The organism is Bradyrhizobium sp. MI1.3 (assembly GCF_055811695.1).
Map to the genome: position 1 here is coordinate 12111 of NZ_JBVVPQ010000076.1, position 19210 is coordinate 31320.

8 protein-coding genes and 9 pseudogenes are annotated in these 19210 nt (G+C 59.9%); 7 read left to right on the forward strand and 10 right to left on the reverse strand.

Going from position 1 to position 19210, the window contains the following annotated elements; genetic code table 11:
- Positions 1–68: 68 nt before the first annotated feature.
- Positions 69–323: pseudogene (locus AC0L3A_RS33900) on the reverse strand (IS21 family transposase); the annotation flags it as partial.
- An 80-nt stretch (positions 324–403) separates the two neighbouring features.
- Here AC0L3A_RS33900 and AC0L3A_RS33905 point away from each other — a divergent pair.
- Complete coding sequence (locus tag AC0L3A_RS33905) at positions 404–1438, forward strand: IS110 family RNA-guided transposase (RefSeq protein ID WP_473255997.1); 1035 nt, start codon at positions 404–406, stop codon at positions 1436–1438.
- Between the two features lie 236 nt (positions 1439–1674).
- Here AC0L3A_RS33905 and istA (AC0L3A_RS33910) read toward each other — a convergent pair.
- Positions 1675–2342, reverse strand: a pseudogene (gene istA, locus AC0L3A_RS33910) (IS21 family transposase); the annotation flags it as partial.
- 188 nt (positions 2343–2530) lie between these two features.
- The gene (locus AC0L3A_RS33915) at positions 2531–2962 is read right to left on the reverse strand and encodes a hypothetical protein (RefSeq protein WP_473256007.1); all 432 of its coding nucleotides are present in this window, start codon (positions 2960–2962) and stop codon (positions 2531–2533) included.
- Between AC0L3A_RS33915 and AC0L3A_RS33920 the strand changes: the two are divergent.
- Positions 2855–3368: pseudogene (locus AC0L3A_RS33920) on the forward strand (IS66 family transposase); the annotation flags it as partial. The gene AC0L3A_RS33915 and the pseudogene AC0L3A_RS33920 sit on opposite strands and share 108 nt — an antisense overlap.
- 61 nt (positions 3369–3429) lie before the next feature.
- Here AC0L3A_RS33920 and AC0L3A_RS33925 read toward each other — a convergent pair.
- The 3 genes from AC0L3A_RS33925 to AC0L3A_RS33935 form a co-directional block, all read right to left on the reverse strand.
- Positions 3430–4863 carry a hypothetical protein gene (locus AC0L3A_RS33925; protein WP_473255998.1) on the reverse strand — a complete coding sequence of 478 codons (1434 nt, stop codon included), beginning with the start codon at positions 4861–4863 and terminating at the stop codon, positions 3430–3432.
- A 408-nt stretch (positions 4864–5271) separates the two neighbouring features.
- Complete coding sequence (locus tag AC0L3A_RS33930) at positions 5272–6120, reverse strand: oleate hydratase (RefSeq protein ID WP_473255999.1); 849 nt, start codon at positions 6118–6120, stop codon at positions 5272–5274.
- A complete protein-coding gene (locus tag AC0L3A_RS33935) occupies positions 6068–6316 on the reverse strand; it encodes an oleate hydratase (protein ID WP_439035720.1) in 249 nt (82 codons plus the stop codon). The genes AC0L3A_RS33930 and AC0L3A_RS33935 overlap by 53 nt, the downstream gene beginning before the upstream one ends.
- Positions 6317–7587: 1271 nt before the next feature.
- Between AC0L3A_RS33935 and AC0L3A_RS33940 the strand changes: the two are divergent.
- A pseudogene (locus tag AC0L3A_RS33940) lies at positions 7588–7842 on the forward strand (transposase); the annotation flags it as partial.
- Positions 7843–8015: 173 nt separating this feature from the next.
- Here the strand turns inward: AC0L3A_RS33940 and AC0L3A_RS33945 are convergent.
- The 3 genes and pseudogenes from AC0L3A_RS33945 to istA (AC0L3A_RS33955) all read right to left on the reverse strand — a co-directional run.
- Positions 8016–8711 (reverse strand): annotated as a pseudogene (locus AC0L3A_RS33945) (IS5-like element ISBj5_B family transposase); the annotation flags it as partial.
- Positions 8712–8995: 284 nt separating this feature from the next.
- The gene (locus AC0L3A_RS33950) at positions 8996–9787 is read right to left on the reverse strand and encodes an outer membrane protein (protein WP_473256000.1); all 792 of its coding nucleotides are present in this window, start codon (positions 9785–9787) and stop codon (positions 8996–8998) included.
- Between the two features lie 637 nt (positions 9788–10424).
- Positions 10425–11545: pseudogene (gene istA / locus AC0L3A_RS33955) on the reverse strand (IS21 family transposase); the annotation flags it as partial.
- Positions 11546–12808: 1263 nt separating this feature from the next.
- Here istA (AC0L3A_RS33955) and AC0L3A_RS33960 point away from each other — a divergent pair.
- The 4 genes and pseudogenes from AC0L3A_RS33960 to AC0L3A_RS33975 form a co-directional block, all read left to right on the forward strand.
- Positions 12809–13848: pseudogene (locus AC0L3A_RS33960) on the forward strand (IS1380 family transposase).
- Between the two features lie 535 nt (positions 13849–14383).
- Positions 14384–16777 carry a DUF3141 domain-containing protein gene (locus tag AC0L3A_RS33965; protein WP_473256001.1) on the forward strand — a complete coding sequence of 798 codons (2394 nt, stop codon included), beginning with the start codon at positions 14384–14386 and terminating at the stop codon, positions 16775–16777.
- Between the two features lie 43 nt (positions 16778–16820).
- Positions 16821–18089, forward strand: a pseudogene (locus tag AC0L3A_RS33970) (malic enzyme-like NAD(P)-binding protein); the annotation flags it as partial.
- A 138-nt stretch (positions 18090–18227) separates the two neighbouring features.
- A pseudogene (locus tag AC0L3A_RS33975) lies at positions 18228–18492 on the forward strand (transposase); the annotation flags it as partial.
- 233 nt (positions 18493–18725) lie between these two features.
- Here AC0L3A_RS33975 and AC0L3A_RS33980 read toward each other — a convergent pair.
- Positions 18726–19210 (reverse strand): IS110 family RNA-guided transposase (locus AC0L3A_RS33980; RefSeq protein ID WP_473256002.1); only part of this gene is annotated, 485 nt, incomplete at its 5' end.

Below are 19210 nucleotides of genomic sequence, written 5' to 3' on the forward strand. Positions count from 1 at the left end.
AAAAGGTGCTCACGATCCGTGCTCACGATCGTCTGAAATCCGTGCTCACGATCCCGCGAAACGCGCAACCGACCTGCATAGGGGACGAGGTTGAGACGCTCTGCCTCGAACACCTCCCAGATCGTCTGATCGGCCAGCTCCGGATGGCGATGAGCCTTGGCGTAGGCGATGCATTTGTCGAGCAGCCAGGCGTTTAACTCGTCGAGGTGTTTGAACCGCAGCCGCGGCGTGAAGAAGCGTTCTCGGACCAGCCCGACCTGGTTCTCGACCTGCCCCTTCTCCCAGCCCGACGCTGGCGTACAGGCGACCGGATCGACCAGATAGATGGGGTGATTGCGGTTGCTGCTCGAAAGGCTCAGCCTGGAAGGGAAGCCGGCGAGCCGGTGGCAGCAGGAGCGGGAACATGAAGCACTATGTCGGTCTGGATGTTTCGCTAAAGGAGACGGCTATCTGTGTTGTGGACGAGAATGGCGTCGTCATTCGCGAGGGCAAGGCACTTTCGGAACCGGAGGCTATTGTTGCCTGGATCAATGAAAGCGGATTGCCCATTGTCAAGATCGGGATTGAGATTGGTGGTCTCGCTCGTTGGCTGTACAGGGAACTGCGTGCTGCCGGCTTACACGCAGTCTGCATCGATCCCCGAAGACTGCGTGGCGTGACTAAGACGATGCCGATTAAGACCGATCGAAACGACGCTCGCGCCATTGCACAGGTAATGCGGGTCGGCTGGTACACCGTTGTTCATATCAAGGGTGACGTGAGCCAGGAGCTACGAATGCTTCTCAACAATCGCAAGACGCTTTTGATCAAGCAGATCGATATCGAGAACGAAATTCGCGGCGTCTTACGCGTCTTCGGCTTAAAGCTGTCTGGTCGTATATCTCAAGCGACGTTTGAGCAGCAGACTAATGAACTCACAGATGGCCATCCACGACTCGCGGCGATGCTGCGCCCAATGCTTGTGGCTCGAGCCGCGCTGCGTGAACAGTACGGCGTCCTGCACAAGATGGTACTTGAAATAGTACGCCGCGAACCGACATGTCAGCGGCTCATGACGATACCGGGCGTAGGTGCACTGACGGCAATCACGTTTCTAACAACCATTGATGACCCGGATCGCTTTCAACGCTCCCGCGATGTTGGCGCGCATCTTGGCCTTACGCCACGCAAATACGCATCTGGGGAAACCGATCGGAATGGCGCTATTTCGAGGTGTGGCGATGTGATGCTCAGGACCATACTTTATCAGGCCGCGCTTGCACTTCTAACCCGCACCAAGCGTTGGTCCGCATTGAAAGCTTGGGGTGTAAGGGTGGCCAAGCGACGCGGCCTTCGCCGAGCGATCGTAGCAGTCGCACGAAAATTAGCGATCGTGATGCATCGGGTCTGGGCCGATGGAAGCGAGTTCCGATGGACCCGCGAGGAGGCGACCGCATGATCAATTAGCAATTCAGCGGATCCGCCGAAAAGGCGGGACGACGTCCTGCGAGGACGAGGTCGGGGTGACTGCGCTGCAACCTCTGTGCCTGCAGCACGCGCCTAATAGATAGCAGCTCCCGATCTTCGGACTACCATCGTGAGGCGGCTATGAACGTCGACCTCGTAGACAAGAGCGAGCCTCGCAGGCTGTCGGTAACGAGCTGAACCCTTGTGCCAGCAACCGCAACCAGACAAGTGGCTGCACATCTGCAGGAAGCGGCGATTGTAGAGACGGCCTTTACCGACGAAGATCGTCTCTACGGCGGTATTCATGTTGTCGTAGATGCCGCGGGTGCAGGTGCCTTTGAACAGGGCGAACGCCCGGTCGTGGGCGTCGAACACCATCTCCTGCGTCTCCCGCGGATAGGCCCACACGAACAGCATGCGGCTGTGACAGAGCTGGACATGAGCAGCCTTCACCATCACCGTGGTGCCGCTCAGCAGGACGACCTCGTGGCTCCAGTCGAACTGGTAGGCTTCGCCTGGTGCAAAGCTCAGCGGCACATAGGCCGACGCTGTGGAGGTGCCGCGTTCCTTGCTCCACCCTCGCACGTATCGACGAACCGCATCATAGCCGCCGGCATAACCCAGGCCGCGAAGCTCTTCGAATAGCCGGATCAGCGTCAGCCGTTCCCGCGCCGCCTTGCTCTCATTCCCTGCCAGCAGCCGGTCAAGCTCGGCACTCCAGGCGCCCATCTTCGGGAGTGGCTGCGTCTCGCCCTCATACCGGAACTCCGTCGCTTGAGAACGAATGACCTTGCGAGCTTCCGCGATACGCCAAGTTCTCGGCAGATCGCCTTGATCGGACGACCATCAACAAAGTAGGCGCGACGGATCTTACCAATCGTCTCCACCACCAGCATCCCAACCTCGGCTTCCATGACTCGATGGAAGCCACTGTGGACCCTGATCCAGGGGTCCCGCTTGGGCTCTGACGCAATTTTGGTGCAGCTCCGATTATTCTGCGCCAATTAGTCTGGCTTGAAGCAGGTCGATTTTCCCGCGACCGTACATTTGACGTCTAACGAGTTTGAGGCGCGTGATCTGACCCTCAGTCTGCCCATTGGACCAAGGTGAAGTGATCGCCGCCCGCACTGCCGCTGGCGCGGGCTCGCTCGATCCATGGGGTAAGTCCCGCCTCAATCTTGCGCCGGACCATCAAGCGAAGACTGCGTCTTCCGCTGGCTGAAGATCGGGATGGCGTGACGCGTTTGTCGGCGGCGGAATTGTCGGCGCTGCTTGAGGGGCTTGACTGCCGGTGTGTCCACGCGGCACGGGAGACGATCGTCCCGACGAAAGCCGGATAATTGTGGGCCGCGCGAATCAGGGGCATCGAGCGCATCGTCAAGCTGGCGCGAATATGCGCTGATTGCCGGTGAGCGACAACCTTCCTGATGATCCCGAAACGCTCAAGGCGCTGCCGCTGGCAGCGCTTCACGAGAGCGAGCGGCTGCGCCAGATCATCAAGGAGCTGCAGCGTCATCGCTTTTGGCCGGAAGACCGAGACGCCTCCTGAGAAGCAGATGGTACTCGGTCTAGAGGATGTCCAACAGGTTGCGGCTTGTACGGAAGCCAGCCAGGACGAGACAGCTCCGGAAGGTCGCACCGAACGGGCGCGCAAGCGCCGCAACAATCGCGGGGCACTTCCGGCCCATGTTCCGCGGATCGAGGTCGTCCTCGACCCGACGACAAGATCTGCTCCTCCTGCCAAGGCGGACTGGATCAGATCGGTGAAGACAGGAGCGAGCGGCTGGACATGGTGCTGGCGCAGTTCCGCGTTGTCGTCACCCGACGCCCAAATACGCCTGCCGAGCCTGCGAAGATGGCGCATGCAGGCCGACGCTCTGGCCCGGCTGATCGAGGGCAGCCTGCCGAGGAAGGCAACCGTTCCCAGGTTCGGTCCGGACCGGAAGATCTATTCCCCGAAATTCGCAGGTTGCTGAAAGCGGTTTATCGCCAGTGCGACCAGTTGTGAGCCAAAATAGCGATCGCACGCAACGCACTAGCCGCTTTCACGAGTGAAGTGATGGGTTTGACGGTGCCGATCTCGTTTATTGGCATGGTGTCTATTCGTCGCAGCAGGCGCGCGAAGCTGCTCAATTGTCTGTTCAGCAGAGCGATGTCGACGTAGTCACCCGGCTCAACACTTAGCAGGTACTGCGGTATGGTGACGAGCGCGATGTTCGGGATGCCTTTGAGGTAGAGCGGCTGGCCTTCGCCGAATTGAATGAGCGCGTTTGGGGCTGACACTCTCGGTCGTTCGTCGGTTGTGCGCCACTCTGATTCGATAAGCGCAGCCAGCTGCGGAGTGGAGGCGTAGAGCAATTCGGGTTCGGGCTTGCCGGTCGGCTCGTAGGCGTCGTTGACAGGATCGTCCCGGTATTCTCGAGCGCCGAGGTGCTCCATCACGAGACCTGCCACCGCGTGGCGATTTCCGGGGCCGCCGGCCCACCACTCTGGGTGATCCCGCAACCAGCGCGAAGTCGCTTGGCCATCGTCAGTGAGCGCCGGAATCCGCAGGTGTCCAGCGGTTAACACGAACACGACGGTGCGCGCCAATGGTTGAGCGACCATCTGCCGGGCGAGTTCGACCAAACCAATGTGACCGTTCTCCTCGAGAATATTGGTACCGTCGCTGTGGCTCACCAATAGCACAGTTTGATGGGCTGCGCTGCGACCTTCTACAACCGCCCATATCGTGCGCATGGTGCTGTCTCGTTCCACCACGGCATCAACAATCAGCGTTCCCTGGCCGCCTCGTGAAGCGGCGGCGAGTACAAAGTCGGCCTCGTCTCCAGCCACGAAGACGGCTGGAATGTTCTGGTAGGGCAACGTGAACGGTAAATACTGTCCTTTGGCGTTGGCGGTGCTTATGCCGCGCCAAGCGAAGATCACCGCTTCGACGCCAGCTCGTCTCGCAGGCGTCAGGCCGAGGCCGGCGAGTGTAGCTGGGATCAGCGGCATAGTGGTCTTGCCCCATGCGCGAGCCCGGTCCCAAGTCTTGACCACCGCACCAAGCGGGAACTCACGATTATGGACCTCGACGACTGCAATTCCTCCGCGAGCTTTAGCCCATCGGGGTATTGGGCCCCGTAATCTATGCAATTGCTTTTCGATCCCTGGGGGGCCGGTCGTGCCGGAATAGGGAAAGACCGAAGAGATCGCTACGTCGCGTCCGTCGATATCGAGACGCAGACTGTTCCGGTTTTCGGCCGCCATGCTCCAACGATCGAAATGCAGAATGTCTTCGTGAACTCGCAGGCCGAAATCGGCCCACTGCTGTTTGACGTGCTCGATAAGTCGATCATGGGACTTTGAGCCGGAGAGTCGGGAGCCAAGCGACTCCAAGTACATCAGCTCGGCGCGGATGGTATCGTGATCCAAGGCAAAGAACTCCATACTGCGGATTTAGGTAGGGAAACGAAATGGTCCCGGAACAAAGTGATGCTTGCCTGGGCGGGCAATCTGCCGCCTATGTTCGGGAAGAGGTCGCAACTCGCTCCCACAACATCCATGCGCGCTCGCTGGCGAATCGGATGTATTTCGCGCCGCGAACTGCCAGGCTGTCCACCGCGACGGAATTCAGGACGCACCTTGCCGGATCGCATAAAGGACCGCCGCGAGAACTAGTCTCAGTCCCGGAATAGCTGCCGCACCCTTGCAGGACTTCTCTCACTTTTTTCCGGATCGTTTGGTATTATTGCAAGAGGTTGACTGGGCCGCCCTACGCAGCTAGTCGTGTCCTTTCTGCTGTGGTCGATGCGCAATGAAGTAGCAGGTGTCAGCCCGCGTTTAACGTCGAGCAAGGTGAACACGGCGGTTTAGCGCCGCGCGAACGGAATATTCCACCGTAAACACGACGTCGTCAGGCATTTCGCAGAATTGGCCGATGAAGGCGAGATTGCGCGATCCCTTGGGAATCACCTTCGGTCGGTCCGTCCCAGTCCGTGGCATGAACTGGGCCGTGATGTAGGGCATCATCGCGGTCACGACGCGCGAGCTGTCGAGAATGCGCGGAATACTGTCCGTAAAGCGCAAGTGCAAAAGCAACTCGATAAGGACTTCACGCCCCGTGCACTCTGACATGGGCCTATGGACGAAGTTACCGGGTTGGTCTGGGAACAGCCCGTAACCCCACCAGACCCAAACATTCTTCGGCTGTTCGAAATAGTGTGGCTGTGCGTTAAGGACAAAGGTCAGAAGCCGATTGGAATTCTTGATCGTGATCAGTCCGCCGTGCCCGGCACTGCTTCCGGTGAAGGCTTCAGGCCGATCGAAGAAGGTCGAATCATCGCCCGTGACCGTGAAGGACTCCCATTTGGATTTGGCATGACTAGAGACAAAGGCCGCGGGCTGACCGAAGTCCGGGCTCATGCTGGCCAAACGTTCCCATAGCTTCCAAGAGCTGCCGTTTCGCTCTCTGTTCAGAACCGGAACCGTGTCCATTGAGCCGTAGCTGGTGTCGGATGTCATCGACCCGTTCGTGATGAAAGCCAGATCTCGCTCCGTCAGATCTATAGCGCGATGCTCTCCGCCCTGCTTGTAGCGTAGGCACGTGGCAGTCTTCTGCCCGTGTTGGATCAAGACATCAATATCGGTGACCTCCGCCCCCTTCTCCAGCCGCACGGCTCGCATCGTCATCCTTCGGATTGCCCGTTGCGTCGAGGCTACCGCCAAAGTGCGCGGTCTCTCCGAACAGCACCACACTGGGGCCCATAAGCCCGCCCTCCTTGATGAGATAGGCCGCAGCCGCCAACGCGGCGATGCCCGTTCCGACCAAATAGGTTCTACGTGGAGCCGCCTGTGGAGGGGGCGCGATAACTGGGGCGCTGGGCACATGAGGTCCTCGGAGAACACAGGTCGTATCGCGTATGTCGATCCGGTGGTCGTCAGTTTCGGGCAATGGGGGGCTCCTGCTCTCCCCACGGTCTTCTTATTTGGATCTCTGACGTTGCGGAGCGTCAAATCGGAGGCTGGAGGAGTCAAGTAGTCTCCGGCACTCGCAGCAACCGTGATTTATTCAGCTTAACCGAGAGCTGTTCGAGTTTTCGCGAATGTGAACCCGCCCGGTGGGCTGACACTCCCACGCGCTTGCCGACGGACCAATGCGACGCATCACAACATAACCCATCGTCGGAGGAGCTGGGCCTACCCCTTTAGGTAGCTGTTGCCGGGACGAAGCGTCGGCAGGACAGCGCCCGCCGCACGCCTTGCTAATCCGCCCCTTACGCTGCTGAAGCCGCAAGGCGTCTACTCCGCGCAAGAGATTATCCAGTTCGTCGGATCGGCAGTTTGTTACCCTGCTGCCCGACAGGGAAACTGCGACCGTTCGGACGTGGCTTTCGAAGCAGCCCGCGATCAACATTCTCGCGAGATCGCGGTGGTGCAAAGACCGCCCCAGGTGAACGGATCGCGGCATCCGTGGTGCAGCCGACCTCCAGAGACAATAAATTGTTTAGCCCTGATCGATTCAAAGAAAGCATTTCGGGCGGAATGATCGATCGACGGCGATCTTGTCGCTGATCAGGATCGTCAAGGGGCCGCCGCTTCAGCTCCCGCGTCAGAATCCGCATCGATGTCGATCGGAACCGTCGGCCCCACAAACGACTGCTGGGCCGCCGCGCATGGTCCGTCGGCAAAGACGCGCCGTGCCTGACAGGGCGTTGCGCCAATTGAATTCAAACGGTCGGTCGCAGCACTCTGAGTTGGAAGTTGCTCAAGTCCGGAACCTCGAGTGAAAACTTGTTCGGGACCTCCTGGCGATCTCGTCAAGCAGCTTGCGCGCGTCGATAGGCGAGCCGGGCCCCTTCGCCCTTAATGGCGGCAGGCGCCACCGTCGACATCGACGACGGTGCTCGTCTGCTCGTTGCCGCGCCTGATGAGTGGGCACCAGCGTGCCCACTGTCACGCTGACACTCCATCATCGCTCGTTTCAAAATGTGCGGACCCGGTTCTGTACCAAAAGTAGTAGGTTCGTTGTCCGCGGTTCTCAGCTAGGTGACTATAGCCCTTCTGTGAGTAGTGAGAGCCGGCTCCGCAAAAACAGGTCGATAAGTGGAGTTTCTGCCTGACAGCGGGCACGCTGATGCCTGCAAATCAGGAGCGACGATGAGCAGAAGAGCACGCTGGAACCACACACCGGCCTTCAAGGCGAAGGTGGCGCTTGCCGCCGTCAAGGGCGACCGGACGATAGCTCAGCTGGCCGAGCACTTTGACGTCCACCCCAATCAGATCACGGCGTGGAAGGCGCAGCTGGGGGGTAGCGCTTCCGGAGTTTCTGGACCTGGCGGCGCTGCGCCGGCTACGCCTGGGATCGATGTGAAGTCGCTGCATGCCAAGATCGGGGAGCTGACGCTGGAGAACGCTTCCTAAGCTTTCGGCCTACTCCAGCATACACTTCGATACGCGGAGACAGCGGTCGTCTTATGTCGTCCGAATGGTTGTCCATTGTGAGTACCCTTGCAGAAGATGACTCTTCTAGCGGCGCTCACAAGACTGCGCACAAACAATCTGAAGGGCCTCGGTACCACGCTTACGATCTTGCGGCGGATGTCGCGGATGATCCGGCCCAGCCGGCTACGCAGGATACGCAACTGCCGCTGATGCCGCCTGAACTGTTTGGCATGGGCGTAGCGGCCGGCCATCATCGCGGCGGCCTTGGCGATGCGAGCATAGGATTGCCGCAGCCTGACGCCGTGCCTGATCGCCAGGCGGTTGAGCCCCTTGATGGCCGCATGCAGCAGCTTAGCATCGGTCGGAAAGGTGATGGCCTTCGGCTGCACCGTGGTGTCGACCGTAACCCGCTTGAGGTCCTGGCTGCGTAATGCACCGGCCTCGTGCGCTACCCGCAAGCTCTCGGCCAGCAGCAACTCCAGCTTGTCGCCAAGCCGCTTGCGCCAATGGCTCAGGTCCGAGCGCTCGTGCGGGAACGTGTGCTGAAAGAACTCTTCCCCGGTGAAGAACTGGAAGTATGGGTCATGGACCCAGCGCTCGCACACCCCCTCATCGGACAGCCCGTAAATGTGCTTGAGCAACAGCAGACCGATCATGAAGCGCGTCTCGATCCCGGGCCTGCCGTTCTCGCTGTAGAGCGGCGCGATCTCGCCGTCGATCCAGTCCCAATCGACCTTGCCGGCGAGCAGAACCAGCTCGTGCTTCATATTGATGATCTGGTCGAGCCGAGCCCGGAACAGATCGTTCGATCCCGTCGTCTTGTGCTTCTTCGGCCGCATCGTCCCCTCCGATGCAGACAAGGAATCATGCTTCCCGCTTCGAGGGAATCCACGAAAGCCAAATCGCAAGGTTCTGACGCCCAAAGCAGCAAAACCTTGCAATCTGGAAATGCCCCGTAGCCCAAATCGAGATTCCCGATCAGTGGCTTAGGCCTTCTTCACGGACGACTACGTAGTTTCTGGAAATGACCTACATCAATGATTGCTACCTTGAGAGACGAGCAGCGCAGGATTATCCGGCTGTTCGTGCCCCCTGTGAAGGAACGCTTTCGTTCTGGCGAAGATCAATATATCGTGGCGACGGCGCCACCCCAGCGATAGTTCACGCGGACCACACCGATATCGACGTCCTGACCGATACGGGCAGTCCCTGCAAAAGCGCCCACCGGAACACCCGGGATTCCTGTTGAAAAAAAGAAGTCTACGTCCCGGTGACCCATGAACAGATGGTCGTACTCAACGCCGATGGACCAGTTCGGAGCGAGGGCAAATTCCAGGCCCGCCCCTACCGTGCCGCCCCAACGAGTTTCGCTGCCGTTGTCAAAACTCAGCCCGGTCGCAATATCGGAGACCCGGTATTTGTCGCGGACAACCGCCGCGCCACCTTTCACATAGAGCAGCACGTTATTCCAGGCATGGCCGACTTGGCCCGTGAACAGGCCGAATGCATCAAGCTTGGACTCATCCTGGACGCCTGCAAAAGCGAGGTTGGCGCTGGAGCCCTTGAAATCGGCCCAGTTGCCCTGCGCCTCCAGGCCGAACACCGAGTTCGCTATCTGCCAGCGATAGCCGATTTGACCGCCGACCGTGCCTCCCGTCGCATTATGGCACCCCATGCTGACGGGCGGAGCGACGACCACGTCGCCAGAATTAAGCAGGTCCCAGCACTGATGCGCGGAGCCGCCGCCGCCATTGAAGCCGATGTACAAGCCGCTCCAATCATAGATTGGAATGACCGTCGGGGGCGCTTTGACGTAGGGTCGCGGGGCCAGATCAGCGGCAGAAGCAGGAGCAGCTAGCGCAATGAAGGCTACCGTGCCCAGCAGGACGTCTTTCATCTCCAAACCCAGCTTCATATCGATTTCCTTGATGATGGATTAATGAGGATTGCCATCTGACCATCTTCTCCATCAACTCCCAAGAGAGGTAGTTGACTGGGCGCAAGCGTTGCCTGAGCATCCGATGGATGGTCAAAAGTGCGGGCCTAGCCGGTCCCGGATGCTGTGGCCCGCAGGAACGCACTTGAGCCAATTTGTTTAGAACTTTGACTGCGAGGGCCCGCAGACCATCTTCACCGAGCTCCTCGATAGATACACGCGAGCCGACAGTGATATTCGCCCGACCTTCCAGAACACTGACACGGCTGAAGTAGATCTCCTGGCGTTAGCGCTCTCAAGGAAGCCGAACTCGCTGCCTGGATCGATCCGCTCCACGGCGCCAACCGGCTCTCCTTCAGGGGAATTTATATGGCCGCCGCCCATCAGGTGCTCTTGCATCCGTCGGCAAAGGAGATCCCCCACCGCGACGCGCGAATAGTGTTTCCATCGCATCGCGACCGCCAGCGCGCGGCTTTCGCTTTGCCCGGCAAGGCTTCCGATAACGCTAGCCGGTTCAACTCGAGAAAGCCGTTCCACGCCGTATCGCGAAAGTCTGCGAGCATCGGCAACAATGCGCGTTCGGCAAGATCGCCATTGCCCGCTTGCCTCGTGGAGAAGGCGCGGGCAATGTCGGGTTCGCGATTGCCGATCGAGAGACCGCACCATTGCGACCGGCAACCCCGTCGAGGTGGGCGGAATCGATGATCCGCAGCCGGCGACCTTCCGATTGCTTATGGACCGCAACCTCCCGCATGCCGTGGCCGATGCGCACCTCGCCGGCCGCAACCGTCACCGCGCGCGCTCGCCGATCAGCCGCCACGGGACCGAGTAGCTGTTCGTGTCGATCTCGACGGCACAATCGTTGCCGACGCCGCGGGCCAGTTCGCGCAGCGATCCGAACGACCCGCCGAGCGGCTTCAACCGGTGTGCCTCGTCAGGCGCAAAGCGAGATCGGCGCCCCGCCGGTCGTGCCGTGGATACGTACGTTCGCCACCTCACGCTCCCACTCTGGCGAGATGCGGCTCGAATGCCTCCCAGCTCGCGAAAGGAATGCCCCGCGATCGCGTTCTTCTTCACGTAGCCGACACCATTCTCCGTCTTACCCTTCGTGCGCGCCCGATACGGCGCGCAGGCACGAGGACGGAACCCCAGTGCTTCGCGAACGCGATGAGCTTGTCGTTAAACTGAACCGACCGGCTCACCGCATCGTGGCGCACCACGAGCGCGTGGGTTGTCCATCAGCACTTCCTCCGGCACGCCGCCGAAGGTCGTGAATGCACTCTCGAGCCCGGCGAACCAGCGCTCTTGCTTCTCGCCTCGAACGCACGAACATGCAGCCGCCGCGAATGCCCGAGTGTCGCCGAACACGAATGCTTTGATCTTCTCGCCGACCTCGACCAGACGCTCGCCGAAGTCGATCTGCAGCTGCCGGCCCGTAAGCATCTCGAACGGTGTCGTCGCCAGCGCTTCGGCCTTGAGCGCTTGGCGATAGGACTGCACGGCGCGTTGCAGCGTTCGCCGGCTGGCTGCCACGCCTTTCTGGGCCAACAGGTCCTGGTGCACCACATCCGCATTGCCGCGATGCCGAATGAACTTCTCGCGCAGCCAACCTTCGAGATCATCGAGCCGCTTCGGGCGCTCAGGCGACTTGAACGCCTTCACCCCGCCCGCCACCACGTAGTCCCACCCGCACTCCCTCAGGCGCATCATCTCCGCCACGTCATCCGGCGTCTTCATCACCTGCCCCGGGGATCAATCCACGACGAGCCTCTTTCTTTCACTCTCTCCTTGGCTCATCCAAGGAGAGAGCAATTCCTCGTGACGCCGAGGGAGCAGTTTTCCATGGCGCGCAACACCGCCCATGCACTTGCCGCGTGCCCAGGGGCGAACGAATAAATATTTAACGGCTGGACCTATTGCGGCCAAAGCTCCGGCTCGACGGGAAACGGATTGGTCGGGTTGGCTAGCCTGTGACTGTCAAATCCCAGTTCCGGTAGTTGAACAAGGGCGCAATATCATCTTGAACTCTCCTGCCAAGGTTCAAAGTCGAGCTTGACGAATGATAAGGGTTTCTCCTCGAGATCATTTCGGCGTGCTCCGGCCAGCCCAGCTTGTCGCCGTCCAGGGTCGCTGGTTCGAGTGGCTGGACATTCGCACCGAGACTTTCGCCCAGCTGCGCGATCCGGTGACGCTCGAACGAGCCTGGGTGCCCGTGAGCGCGATTACCGTTCCGCCAAAACCAGACTGGGCACCGACACATCCCGCGGTCGCCCAGGCTGGTCGCCCCAGGAAATGCCGGGACCGCCCTGATTAGTATCGCATTTCTGGAGCGGATCAAGGTTCATGCGCTCGACCTGACCATTGGTCCAGGGATTGCTTGATCCAAGGCAGCCTCGCGAAACATTGTTCTGACAATCGGGACCAGCTCACAGGTCGATAAGAGCGCCCCGTCGCCGACGGACCGTGTCGGTTAGGCTGCGGCGGATATAATTGCAGACCGCCGCGGCGAAACACTTGAAACTGAAATTGGTGGTCCGAAACGTCAGGTCACGTCCCAAGTGGGCCTGTTGACGGCAGCGCGAATGATGGTGCCAATCGATCTTGTAAGAGGCCTGATAGAACGTACCGACGTGTCGTAAGTCCGACAGTCCGCGTCAGAGACGCTTGGTCGTTTCTTCGCTGCTCCGCGCGCCATAATAATCATGACGCGCATGGTATCGGACGCTGACTACGCTAGAACGACCATGCGAGAATGTAGGGTGCGGCATGCCGCTGGGCTAGCGTTGATCGCGATGCGGCGGATTTGTAAGTGACCGTTGGATCGAGCAAGTCAACCATAACGTCCCCAACGTCGGACCGCGGATCTGCAGAACGCGCTCGAGCCACTCATCATCAATAATGATGCGTCTCTTCGGGTGATCCTGTGACGACGGCTATGTTTTGTCCTCGCGTTAGCGGATTAGGCCGGCCATGTCGTTTTGTTCGGCGTTATCGGGGCGAATGGCGCCATGGCGCGTGGAAGCACATTCGTTACGGCGCCGCCCGGACTTGATCGAGCACACCGTCGAAACGTTGCTCGGACAGCGGGTCTTTGGCATCTCACTTGGCTACGAAGACCTCAACGATCACGACGAGCTGCGGCACGATCCGCTGATGGCGGTGCTGGCGGGCAATCTTGCCGCCCGGCGCGAGGACTGCGCACCAGTGGCCGGCAAGTCGACGCTGAACCGGCTGGAACTGGGCCAGGAGGAACCTTCGCGCTATCACAAGATCACTTACGGTGCGGCGGTGATCGAGGCGTTGCCGGTGACGCTGTTCCTGGAGGCGCACCAGCAGCCGCCGAAGCAGATCATCCTTGATCTCGACGCCACGAGGACCCCCTGCACGGGCATCAGGAGGGGAGCGTCTTCCGCGGCTGTTACGACTGCTACTGCTATCTGCCGCTGTACGTGTTCTGCGGCCGGCATTTGCTGGCGGCCAAGCTGCGGCGCGCCGACATCGACGCCAGCGCGGGCAGCATCGAGGAGGTCGCGCGGATTGTGCGGCAAATCCGCGCCCACTGGCCGTTCGTGCGCATCGTGCTGCGCGCCGACAGTGGCTTTGCGCGCGAGGCGCTGATGGCGGGGTGCGAGCGGAACCGCGTCGATTATCTGTTCGGGCTCGCCCGCAACACGCGCCTGGTCGCCATGATCGAAGGGGAGCTTGCCGCGGCGAGAGCCGCGGCCGAGACGACCGGCCGCCCGGCACGCCGCTTCAAGGACATCCAGTGGCGTACGCGCGATAGCTGGAGACAGGAACGCCGCGTCGTCGCCAAGGCCGAGTGGACAACAAGGCGAGGCCAATCCGCGCTTCGTCGTCACCTCGCTCAAGCAGGCCGAGGCCGGCGCGCGGCAGCTCTACAGGACATCTACTTCGCGCGCGGCGAGATGGAGAACCGCATCAAGGAGTGCCAGCTCGATCTCTACGCCGACCGCACCTCCACAGCGACCATGCGCGCCAACCAGCTGCGGCTGTGGTTCGCCACGATGGCTATGTGCTGATCTGTGCCTTGCGGCTCTTATCGGCCTTGCCGAAACTACCGCGGACGCCACCTGCGGCACCATCCGCCTCAAGCCTGACCTATCCCACCCCGAAGAGCAATTGGCAGTGTGAGAAGTACGGGAAAGCGCCCCTCTGGGCCAATCAAGGGCCAAGGCGCTGGGAAGATTGCCTGCTGCAAACCAGCTAGGCCCGTCTGTCCGGGTGCTTGCCCACGTCAAGTCCGACATCGCTGTCATTAGTCGGACAAACCAGGAGGCAATGGAACACGAGTAGACACTGAAGTTGTCGGTCTTCTCTAGGCATGAACTCGACTTCTGCAGGAGATTGATGCTCATGTCGGCGTCGACGGCCGGCTGGCATCGCCATTGCATGTGGACCATTGGAACGGTTGAAGTCACCACTAGGCTCGTACAGCGTCGTCGTAGGCGTGGCCCACTCGCTAGATGGAATGAGCATCGATCGGGCAATCCGGTACCATAGCAAAACTACGAGCATATCGGACGGCGTCTACTCTAGAACTAGAGAGGATAAGCCATGTCGAAAGCTATTAGATTTTCCGATCCAGTCCAGTGGATCAGAGCGCAACGCGCGGAACTCGATAGTGCGGTCGTCGAAAGTCCCCTTACAGCTTGCGCCAAACGCTTCGCAGAAGCGAGCGCCGAGACCGCCAACATTCTGCATATAGCCGCATTGCGTCGCGCACAACGCATCTGCGACAGCCAGTCTAAGCGGCAGCAAGAGCTTTTAGTTGGGAGCGAACGTCTGGCTGAGGCTCTACGTGAGAAGCGCGATAAGGGAAACCTTGGCCTCGATTGGATGGAATACCTGCGCGATATCGGTGAGCGCGCGGTGTTGTGCATGGATACTCTCCGAGAGCGCGGCGACATCTTCCTCGAACATGAGGCGGCCGGCTGTCCGCCGGTCCTCTTCTACGAGTACGAGATCGTAATGGACGGAGCGGATTTACCCCTGAAATCTAATTACGTGTTGTTCCGCATCATTCCACCCCAAGGGGTCACGGTCGCCGAAACCAATCGCCCATTTGTAATCATCTGTCCGCGCGCGGGACACGGTCCCGGCGTGGGGGCCCATAAGGCTGACAGTCAGGTGGGCGTCGCATTGCGGGAAGGTCACCCGGTCTATTTAATAGCCTTCCGAAGAGAACCAGAGCAGGACCAGTACCTCTCTCACGTCACGCATGCTGAAGCGGCGTTTGTTCGGGAGGTCATGCGCCGCCATCCGCACGCCCCCGCCCCGGTCATCGTCGGCAACTGCCAAGCTGGCTGGGCCACCCTCCTCGTCGTCGCGACAAATCGGGACCTGACCGGCCCAATCGTCCTCAGCGGATCGCCAGTAACACCGACCTCCGGCAACATCGGCGAAAATACACTCCGCTACATTGCGGGAATTTTCGGCGGCGCTTGGCTACCGATGCTTTTATCCGATCTAGGCGGCGGGCTTTTCGACGGCGCTCATCTCGTACAGAATTTCGAAACCCTAAACCCCGAACGCCAACTGTTCCTGAAGTATGCCGAACTGTTCCGCGATGTGGACACGGCGCACGAGACCTTTCTTGCAACTGAGAGGTGGTGGGGCGGGTTCTGCCTGATGCGCGAGAACGAAATCCGCTGGATTGTTGAGCAACTTTTTGTTGGTAACCGGCTGGCGAGAAACAACGCATACGGCGAGCCGGAACGGCGGCATTTCGACCTCAAACGGGTTCGAGCGCCTATCATCATATTTACCAGCCATGGCGACAACGTTACGCCACCTCAGCAGGCTCTGAATTGGATCACCGAAGTGTATCAAAGCGAGGAGGAGATCCGCGTTCGCGGTCAGCAGATTGTGTATCTTGTGCACGACGACGTCGGCCATCTCGGCACGTTTGTCGCTTCGAGAGTAGTCAATAAGGAGTACAGTGAAGTTGCCACGACCTTGGAGGCTATTGAAGCACTATTACCTGGACTCTACGAGATGCGTATCAAGGACATTCAAGAAGACGGGGGCCGGAAGCGTTACAGCGTTGAGCTGGTCGAGCGCACCTTCGTGGATATTCGTGCGTTCAACGACGGCTATGACGATGATCGATCCTTTGCCGCGGTCGCCCGCGCCTCTGAAGCTCAGGCGCAGATCTATCATGCGGTTGTCCGTCCGTTCGTGCAGGCGGCAGTGACAGGTATTTCGGCAGAGGCCAGCCGAACCTTGCACCCTAAGCGTCTGGGGCGAGCGCTGCTGTCGTCCCAGAATCCCATGATGGCCGGCTACAAGGCCATTTCCGATCAGGTGCGGAAGTCGCGAGCGAAGGCCGCAGCCGACAATCCACTCCTCGCTGCCGAAGCGCTCTTTGTGCAGAGTTTGGAGCAGGCGATCGTTGCCTGGCGCGACTTGCGCGACATGGGCTACGAGCTGATATTCCACACGATATGGAGCAGCCCTTGGCAGCGTCTCTTAAGCAATCCCTACGAAGCTTATCTCAAAAGGACGACACTTGACCACTTGAGGCGGGAGCCCGAAGTCTCCATTGCGCTCAATGCAATTGCGAGCGGCGGGCTCACCGAAGCCATTATCCGCATCATAGTGCTGCTGGTGACCGATCGCGGCGGCTTCCGGCGTGACCGCCTGGCCCGCTGGTCACGTGTCCTGACCCAGGACGAACCCTTCCGCTCACTACCTTCCGATCGTCTGGCGGACATCACTCGTCAGCAGACCGCCATCGTCACCTTTGAGCCGGAGCAAGCAATCCAGACCCTGCCACTATTGCTGACCGACCCCAAGCAGCGGCAACTAGCCTATGCAGTCGCGTGCTATGTCCCCGGCCCCGTCGCGGAAATGGCTCCAAGCACGGTCACCCTCCTACAGCGCCTCGCCGAGGTGCTTGGACTGCCATCGAAGCTGACCGATGTGATCGAGGATCCCCTAGCGGCGTGAAGCTGGACTACAACGGAGCCAAATAACCAGGTGGAGTAACTCAATGAGTCGCGATCTGCGGGACGCCGCGCTTCAATATCATCGCCTACCCAGGCCGGGAAAGATCTCCGTGGTGCCAACCACGGCTATCGCAACGCAACGCGATCTGACGCTGGCGTATACCCCCGGCGTGGCGGAGCCGTGCCTCGCCATTGCGAAGGACCCGCTGCAGGCGCATGCGTTGACGGCGCGCAGCAACTTGGTCGGCGTCATCACCAATGGGACCGCCGTGCTTGGCCTTGGGAATATTGGCCCGCTGGCGAGCAAGCCAGTGATGGAAGGCAAAGCGTGCCTGTTCAAGAAATTTGCCGGGATCGACGCGTTCGACATCGAGCTCGCCGAAGAGGATCCTGACGCACTCATCGAGACGATCGCCAGGATGGAACCGACGTTCGGCGGCATCAACTTAGAAGATATCAAAGCGCCGGAATGCTTCTACATCGAGCGCAAGCTACGGGACCGAATGAAGATACCGGTCTTCCATGATGATCAGCACGGCACCGCGGCTGTCTTAGCGGCGGCGATGCTCAATGGACTGAAGCTGGTTAAAAAGAATATCGCTGAGGTCAAGCTAGTCTGCTCCGGCGCTGGCGCGGCGGCCCTTCCATCTCTCGATCTGCTCGTCAGTCTCGGGTTACGCCACGATGCAATCATTGTGACCGATGCGGATGGTGTTGTCTACGCGGGGCGCACGGAAAGCATGGATGACAACAAAGCGCGCTATGCTGTGATAACCAACGCGCGAACGCTGGACCAAATCATTCAGGATGCGGACATCTTTCTGGGCCTTTCGACTGGAAACGTGCTTTTGCCACATATGGTCAAGAAGATGGCGCGAGATCCGTTGATCTTCGCCATGGCCAACCCGACACCCGAAATAATGCCGGCGGACGGGCTGGCGGTTCGCCCTGATGCCATCATTGCGACGGGCCGTTCGGATTGCTCCAACCAGATCAACAATATCTTATGCTTTCCATTCATCTTCAGGGGCGCGCTTGATTGTGGGGCAACCACCATCAACGACCACATGAAGCACGCAACCGTCCGCGCGCTCTCGGAGTTGACGATGGCGGAAGTGCCGGAAGAGCTTGCGGTCGCCTACAACACGCGCGGGCTTCGCTTCGGTCGCGACTATCTAATCCCAAAACCGTTAGACGTGCGTTTGCTACAGGTGATCGCGCCGGCGGTAGCCCAGGCGGCCGCCGATAGCGGCGTCGCGAGGCGGCCAATCGCCGATATGAAAGCCTATCGTCAGGAGCTCAGCCGCTTGGTCTAGCAGTCTTGCAAGGCGATGCAGTCGGTGTTCTCTAAGAAAAGTGGCAAGCCGCTGGCTAGGTAGAGAGCGGCTGACCTTGCCCCGCGGGTTTAATCCGGTTTGAAGTGCGTTCTGGCCCACGACAAGGACCAGAGCATGAAGCGCAGCCGCTTTTCGGAAGAGCAGATCATCGGGATCTTAAAGGAGCATGAGGCCGGCGTGTCGGTCGCGCGATCTGTGCCGCAAGCATGGCGTCAGCGACGCCAGCGTCTACAAATGGAAGGCCAAGTGCGGCGGGCTGGAGGTCTCGGAGGCCAACCGGCTGAAGACGCTGGAGGATGAGAACACGCGGCTGAAACGGTTGCTGGCCGACGCCATGATGGACAACGCAGCCTTGAAGGACCTCGTGGGAAAGAATGTATGACCCGCCCCGCCCGTGCAAGGTCGTTTAATGAGGACGATGCAGTCTGCACAAATTATCCGGCCTCTTGCAAGTGGGCCGCTGTTGCGGCCAGGCCATGATGAGATCCGCGCGTGCCGTTCCCAGATAAATGGTTCGGGCTCGAAGCCCGCTTTTTTGCACAGGGTTTACGGCGCGCCGATCGACTGTTTCGTCATCATCTTCACGAACCTCGCAGTCTGGAACAAACGGGATCAGCTAAAGGCCGGATCCCGCCGTTCATAGCTTGCGCCGGGCTTGGTCATCACCACCCATGCGATCCGCGCAATCTTGGCCGCCAAGGCGACGGTGACCTTGTTAGTGTGCATGCGTGCCTGAAGTCCATCAAGCCACGCGCCAAGGCGGTATCGCGAGCGATTAAGATGAGTCACGCAGGACCGGGCGCCATGGATGATCATCCGGCGCAGATATCGATTGCCGCGCTTGCTTATCCCCAGCAGCTTCGTTTTGCCTCCCGTAGAATATTCTCTCGGGACAAGACATAGCCAAGCTGCCATATCGCGGGCCTTTTTGAACTGGCGGGCAGATCCAGCTGCGGCCAAAAGCGCCGTCGCGGCCAGCGGACCAATGCGCGGGATGGTCATCAATCGACGTGCGGTATCGCTTTGAGAGGCAATTGCCTCAATCTCGCGGTTGACCTCGGCAATCCGCAGCTCCAGCTGCCGCAGCTCGTCAAATG